We start from the raw sequence: 6098 nt of genomic DNA, 5'->3' as shown, positions 1-6098 counted from the left end.
AATATCTACTAGCACCTCTTTTTTTAATTTTTCTTTCTAGTAGCAAGGCATCGGTTTTAGAAACAAGCTGATGTTGAAAAACAATTTTCCAATCTTTAGCTTTTGCAGTAAAACCTTGATGATTGTGCAAATGCTCTTCTAGTCTTTGATTCACAGATTTATGGGTATACCCAACATAGTGCTTTTGTAATTGATCAGAAAAAAGGATGTAAATAGCGAACATTTTTAAAAGAAAAAAGCTGAATATTTTTTCTTATTCAGCTTTGTTAGTCGGGGTGGCAGGATTCGAATTTTTGACCTTCACGCTTTCAGCGTGACGCGATATCGTTCAAATATCTACTAGCACCTCTTTTTTTAATTTTTCTTTCTAGTAGCAAGGCATCGGTTTTAGAAACAAGCTGATGTTGAAAAACAATTTTCCAATCTTTAGCTTTTGCAGTAAAACCTTGATGATTGTGCAAATGCTCTTCTAGTCTTTGATTCACAGATTTATGGGTATACCCAACATAGTGCTTTTGTAATTGATCAGAAAAAAGAATGTAAATAGCGAACATTTTTAAAAGAAAAAAGCTGAATATTTTTTCTTATTCAGCTTTGTTAGTCGGGGTGGCAGGATTCGAACCTGCGACCTCCTCGTCCCAAACGAGGCGCGATGACCGGGCTACGCTACACCCCGAAAGTGTAAAATTATAGTGTAGTTTATCTCGAGTTTATCGAGAGGCTACCTCCCAAAAATGATTCTTTATTTAGGGATTGCAAATATAACATAATATTTATATATTGCAGTATAGATTCATGAATTTAAATTGTTTTAAAAATGCGATTTTCTAGGTATATTTTTCTGTTTATTTTTAGTTTGTCAACTGTTATTTATGCGCAAGAAAAATTAAAAATTGGGTATGAAGTTATTGTTGGTGATATAGATATTCCTTGGGGATTTACATTTTTGCCAGATAATTCAATTTTAATCACGGAGAAAGAGGGAGAATTAATTCATTTTAAAAACGGAAAAAAGAAGTTTGTTAAAGGGATGCCAGAAGTTACACTTCGAGGCCAAGGAGGTTTGTTAGATATTGCATTGCATCCAAATTTTAAAAAAAATAAACTTATTTACTTTACATACGCATCTTCTGAAGGAGAAGAGAAGGGTGCAAATACTACGTTGATGCGCGCGAGATTTGAAAACAATAAATTGACAAATCAGAAAGTATTGTACAAAGCAGCGCCAAATAGTAGAAAAGGACAACATTTTGGTTCTCGAATTGTTTTCGACAAGGAAAACCATGTGTATTTTAGTGTTGGAGATAGAGGTAGTAGAGATGAAAATCCGCAGGATATTACGAGAGATTGTGGTAAAATTTATCGTTTAAATGATGATGGAACAATACCGAAAGACAATCCATTTGTAAACATAGCAAATGCTAAAAAAGCTATTTTTAGTTACGGACATAGAAATCCGCAAGGCATGGAAATAAATCCTTTTACAAATGAAATTTGGTCGCATGAACATGGACCAAAGGGTGGTGACGAAATTAATATCATTCAAAAAGGAAAAAATTATGGTTGGCCTGTAATTAGTCATGGAATAAATTATTCAGGATCAAAATTTACAGAAATTACAGAGAAAGAAGGAATGGAACAACCGCTACATTATTGGACGCCTTCTATTGCGCCCAGCGGAATGGCGTTTGTAAATTCTGATAAATATCCTAGTTGGAAAGGGAACCTATTAGTGGGCTCTTTAAAGTTTCAATACATTTCTAATTGCACTTTAGAAAACGGAAAAGTAATTAAAGAAGAAAAAATATTAGAAGATTTAGGGAGAGTTCGTTCTATTGAGCAAGGAAATGACGGCTATATGTATGCTGGAATTGAAGGAATAGGAATTATTAAAATTATTTTAAAATGATATGAAAAAAATTCTTCTAACTATATTTTTTGGTTTTATAATTTGTTCTTTTACACATAAATCAGAAAATTATAATGCAATACAACAAGACTCAAAATTAGCAGAAAGTATAAAAAACGGAAAAGAAGTTTATACAGATATGTGTATGTCTTGTCATTTACCAAATGGAGAAGGTAAGCCCAAAATATATCCGCCTTTGGCGAAATCTGACTATTTAATGGAGAAAAGAGAAGCCAGTATTAGAGCTATTAAATACGGTTTAAGCGGAAAAATTAGTGTGAACGGAGTTGTCTACAAAAAAAGAATGGCTAGATTAGGGCTAGAGGCAGACGAAATTGCTGATGTTATGAATTATATTACGAATACTTGGGGTAATAAGAATCTAAATATGATTACAGTTGAAGAGGTAGAAGCTGTTTCTAAAAACTAAATTTGTTTTGTAAACAATCCATAAATTTTTATTATAAATCTATTGTAATTATTCATACGAAAAAGTAGTGTAGATAAATCTAAAAAATTAGCTTTGTTGTTCAATTGTAAGCAGATTATGTCAGAAAATATAGAAAAAATAAAATGTTTAATTATAGGTTCAGGACCTGCAGGATATACAGCAGCAATTTATGCGGCAAGAGCAGATATGAAACCGATAATGTATACAGGAATGCAAATGGGAGGTCAATTAACAACAACTACTGAAGTTGATAATTTTCCGGGATATGCAGAGGGTACAGATGGACCAGCAATGATGGAAGATCTTAAAAAGCAAGCAGAACGTTTTGGAACTGATGTGCGTTTTGGAATGGTGACCAAAGTAGAATTAAGTGATCAAGTTGGCGGAATTCATAAAGTTATTGTGGATGAAGAAAAACATATTGAAGCAGAAACTATTATTATTTCTACAGGCGCTACCGCAAAGTATTTAGGAATAGAAAGTGAGCAGCGTTTAATTGGTGGAGGTGTTTCTGCTTGTGCAACCTGTGACGGCTTTTTCTATAAAGGACAAGATGTTGTCGTTGTTGGAGCAGGAGATACGGCTGCTGAAGAGGCTACGTATTTGTCTAATATTTGTAAAAAAGTAACCGTTTTAGTTCGTAAAGATTATATGAAAGCGTCTAAAGCGATGCAACATAGAGTTAGTAATACTAAAAATATCGAGGTGTTGTATAATACAGAAATCGATGAGATTTTAGGGGCTAAAGTTGTAGAGGGGGTTAGAGCAATTAACAACCAAACAAAAGAAAAGTTTGAAATTCCGGTGATGGGTGTTTTTATAGCGATTGGTCATACTCCAAATTCAGATTTATTTAAAGGTGTTTTAGATATGGACGAGACAGGATATTTAATTACGAAAGGAAAAACAACGAAAACGAATATGCCAGGAGTTTTTGCTTCAGGAGATATTCAAGATAAGGAATATAGACAAGCTGTAACTGCTGCAGGTACTGGCTGTATGGCAGCTTTAGATGCAGAACGTTATCTAGGTACTTTAAAAAATTAGTATTGGTATTTTTACTTTAGAAAAAAGAGATTTCAACAATGAAATCTCTTTTTTTTTAGTCTAACCCTAGTTCTTTGCGTTCACTCACATCAGCAACGCCATTTTTATTCCAATAGGCAGCTTGTATTGTTTTAATTTTTTCTGCTTTTGTGGTTAGTTGTTTTCCACGACTAGAAACGGTTTCTTCCCAAGATTCCATTGTATGAGGAAAACTTTTGGTGAATTTTAGCGTAAGTGTTCTATTTAACTTCGGATAATTAATTGAATAAAACTGAAAACCTCCTTTTTCTTTTAAACTAGCAATGGCCTCATAAGCTTCGAATTTTTTATGATTTAAGCCTAAATATTCAAAAGAAGGAATTACTTGTAACTTTCCTGTTGGCAATTCTTTTGGAGAAATTCTAATGAGATTCCATAACTCATTTTCTAAAATATTCTTTTTTAAAGAAATTTTTCGATCAGAATTACTTTCAAAATACGAATAAAAGTCAACTTGAAAATTTGCTTTATTATTTAATTGAACAAAAGTATTTCCACACCATTCTTGTGCTGAAAAAGAAATTTTGATGGCTTTATTAATGATATTAATAGGAGAGAAGGTACTCGTCATTAAAGAATAAGGATAAATTCCTGTGGTATATTTTTTTGTGCTATTTAACTTTAAAATAGGGATTGTACTTTTATTTTGATAATCTGCTTTTACTTGTTTTTCTGGTAAAAAGTCTTCCGTTACGAAAATATTTACCGCTATGCCTGTATGAATTTCACCATACCTAACTTGTGTAAGTTTGTAGGAAGTTATTTCTGCCTTGCCAGTATACCAATAGTCATTAAATTTGAGATTCTTTTCATTCTTTTCTATAGACGTCTTCGATTTTATTGCTTTTTGTTGTTCAGATTTTGTGCAGAAAAGGAATAGAAAACTGAAAATAATTGTGGAGTATAGATGCATCGTTCGTTTCATTATTAACTTTTTACTAATTTACAATAAATAAGAATAGTTTTTGGGTAATGAAACGAAAAAAGAGATTACTTAGAAAGTAATCTCTTTTTTAAATATATAGTATTCTCTAAAATGTTTTAAGCCGTTACAGAAGCTTTCTTTGATTTTCTGTACAGGAACGAATTGAAAATATTTCTTTTTCCGAAGTTATTCATTGATTTGGCATTTACAAATTTTCCAAAAAGTATTTTACTTACACCAAAGTATTCGTATGTATTTCCGTCTGTAAAAGTAACTTCTAGCAACATACTTTTGTGATGCCAATCAGACACTTGAAACTCGGTAATAGTCGTTTTATAAGCGTCTAAATTTGCTTCTTTTGTTTCAGAAGCAATACTTACTAAAAAGTGATATCCATCAATGATTTGAGTACTCACATCTTCTGCTTCTGCTTTTTTTTCTTCATCCTGAAATTTATCTGGATGCCATTCTTTAACCAAGCCTCTGTATGCAGTTTTTAATTCTTTTAAATTAATAGCGCCTTCTACTTTAAAAAGTTTTTTATATTCTTTAATACGTTTCATTTCTGTGTTTTCAAATTGCGTGCAAAAGTACTGATAAAAAAAGAATTAGCTATTTTAAATTTCATTTACTTTTCAATAGATTTCTTTTTAGCAAGTAAGTTTTTAGATAAGAGTTTAATTTGTTTTAGAAAAATAAATTAGAAATGTATAGTTTTTTTATTTTATGATTATTTACTTAAATGTGCGTCAAGATTTTCTACTGATTGAATAATAACTTTTACAGCTTCTATATAAAATTCAGGATTTATACTGCCATAAGTATCTGTATCTCTGTGGTAGTCTTTGTGATCTTCTACACCAAAATAAATAAATGGTATTTTAGCTCTATGAAAAACTCTGTGGTCTGAAGAGGAAGTCCAGTCAGATTGTTCTTTACTATCGGGGTCATCATGGCCAAATAATAACTTTATTTTATCTGATTTTACTCGTTCTAAAGGCTTTCTTAAATTCGGATAATAAAATAAACCGCAAGCAAATAATTCAGGATCATAATCGCTATGGGCAATCATATCTAAATTAATATTTAAATTAATATTTGATGCATCTTGATAATTTTTTAAAAAATATTCAGCACCTAAAGAACCAATTTCTTCAGCGTCTACCGCAGCAAAAATTAAATTATGTTTTGTTGGTTTATTTTTAAAGTATTCAGCTATGGCAAACAAGGCCGCTGTTCCAGAAGCATTGTCATCTGCGCCATTATAAATTTTACCATCTCTAATTCCTAAATGATCATAATGAGCAGTAATTACAATACTTTTACCAGTTTCGCCTTTTAGCATTCCAATAATATTAGCGCCTTTCGCAATCGTATCAGGTACATTAGAAAAATCTTCTTTAGGATTTTTTACAGGAAATATTTCTTGTCTTATTTTACCTTTAAAAGTGTGCGAAAATTCTTGATAAAAACTGTTGTCAACAACGGTTTCTAAACCAAGTTCGGTAAATTTTTTGATAATAATATTTTGGGTCCTTTGATTTCCTGGTTTAGAAAAAGCTCTACCTTCGAGAGCATCATCAGAAAGCATTTTAATAGTTTCTAATAATTTTTGGCTATCAATTTCAATTGGTTCGTGTGTGTTACAACTCCCTAAAAGAATTAAGAAAGTAACAACAGAGAATAAATTTAGTTTCATTATGTGTTATTTTGGTCTTAAAGCTGAA

General features: G+C 31.4%; 8 protein-coding genes and 1 tRNA gene. 3 read left to right on the top strand and 6 right to left on the bottom strand.

Annotated features, from left to right (window positions below; translation table 11 throughout):
• The 3 genes from ES044_RS09110 to ES044_RS09100 form a co-directional block, all read right to left on the bottom strand.
• A partial coding sequence (locus tag ES044_RS09110; RefSeq protein WP_147187037.1) for a GIY-YIG nuclease family protein occupies nucleotides 1-223 on the bottom strand: 223 nt, incomplete at its 3' end.
• Nucleotides 224-308: 85 nt separating this feature from the next.
• Nucleotides 309-554 carry a GIY-YIG nuclease family protein gene (locus tag ES044_RS09105; protein WP_147187035.1) on the bottom strand — a complete coding sequence of 82 codons (246 nt, stop codon included), beginning with the start codon at nucleotides 552-554 and terminating at the stop codon, nucleotides 309-311.
• Nucleotides 555-601: 47 nt separating this feature from the next.
• Nucleotides 602-676: transfer RNA gene (locus ES044_RS09100), tRNA-Pro, on the bottom strand.
• 141 nt (nucleotides 677-817) lie between these two features.
• On the opposite strand from ES044_RS09100, the gene ES044_RS09095 reads away from it, so the two are divergent.
• The 3 genes from ES044_RS09095 (at nucleotide 818) to trxB (ending at nucleotide 3407) form a co-directional block, all read left to right on the top strand.
• Nucleotides 818-1909, top strand: a complete 1092-nt coding sequence (locus tag ES044_RS09095; protein ID WP_147119109.1) for a PQQ-dependent sugar dehydrogenase — start codon at nucleotides 818-820, stop codon at nucleotides 1907-1909.
• 1 nt (nucleotide 1910) lies between these two features.
• Entirely contained in the window at nucleotides 1911-2339 is a 429-nt protein-coding gene (locus ES044_RS09090; protein WP_147119108.1) for a c-type cytochrome, read from the top strand.
• A 117-nt stretch (nucleotides 2340-2456) separates the two neighbouring features.
• Nucleotides 2457-3407 carry a thioredoxin-disulfide reductase gene (trxB, locus tag ES044_RS09085; RefSeq protein WP_147119107.1) on the top strand — a complete coding sequence of 317 codons (951 nt, stop codon included), beginning with the start codon at nucleotides 2457-2459 and terminating at the stop codon, nucleotides 3405-3407.
• Between the two features lie 55 nt (nucleotides 3408-3462).
• Here trxB and ES044_RS09080 read toward each other — a convergent pair whose 3' ends face one another.
• The 3 genes from ES044_RS09080 to ES044_RS09070 form a co-directional block, all read right to left on the bottom strand.
• Entirely contained in the window at nucleotides 3463-4371 is a 909-nt protein-coding gene (locus ES044_RS09080) for a septum formation inhibitor Maf (protein WP_190311493.1), read from the bottom strand.
• 116 nt (nucleotides 4372-4487) lie between these two features.
• Entirely contained in the window at nucleotides 4488-4934 is a 447-nt protein-coding gene (locus tag ES044_RS09075) for a KTSC domain-containing protein (RefSeq protein ID WP_147119106.1), read from the bottom strand.
• A 167-nt stretch (nucleotides 4935-5101) separates the two neighbouring features.
• Nucleotides 5102-6070, bottom strand: a complete 969-nt coding sequence (locus ES044_RS09070; RefSeq protein ID WP_147119105.1) for a M20/M25/M40 family metallo-hydrolase — start codon at nucleotides 6068-6070, stop codon at nucleotides 5102-5104.
• Between the last annotated feature and the right edge of the window lie 28 nt (nucleotides 6071-6098).

Origin of the sequence: Polaribacter sp. IC066, from assembly GCF_007997085.1 — a bacterium.
Taxonomy (GTDB): Bacteria; Bacteroidota; Bacteroidia; order Flavobacteriales; family Flavobacteriaceae; genus Polaribacter.
Note: the sequence above shows the minus strand (reverse complement) of the source record. Positions and strands in the feature narration are given on the sequence as shown.

Coding starts and splice junctions, on each gene's coding strand:
- ES044_RS09075 (WP_147119106.1), bottom strand. CDS start 4,934: ATGAAACGTATTAAAGAATATAAAAAACTTTTTAAAGTAGAAGGCGCT.
- ES044_RS09090 (WP_147119108.1), top strand. CDS start 1,911: ATGAAAAAAATTCTTCTAACTATATTTTTTGGTTTTATAATTTGTTCT.
- ES044_RS09095 (WP_147119109.1), top strand. CDS start 818: ATGCGATTTTCTAGGTATATTTTTCTGTTTATTTTTAGTTTGTCAACT.
- ES044_RS09080 (WP_190311493.1), bottom strand. CDS start 4,371: ATGAAACGAACGATGCATCTATACTCCACAATTATTTTCAGTTTTCTA.
- trxB (WP_147119107.1), top strand. CDS start 2,457: ATGTCAGAAAATATAGAAAAAATAAAATGTTTAATTATAGGTTCAGGA.
- ES044_RS09105 (WP_147187035.1), bottom strand. CDS start 554: ATGTTCGCTATTTACATTCTTTTTTCTGATCAATTACAAAAGCACTAT.
- ES044_RS09070 (WP_147119105.1), bottom strand. CDS start 6,070: ATGAAACTAAATTTATTCTCTGTTGTTACTTTCTTAATTCTTTTAGGG.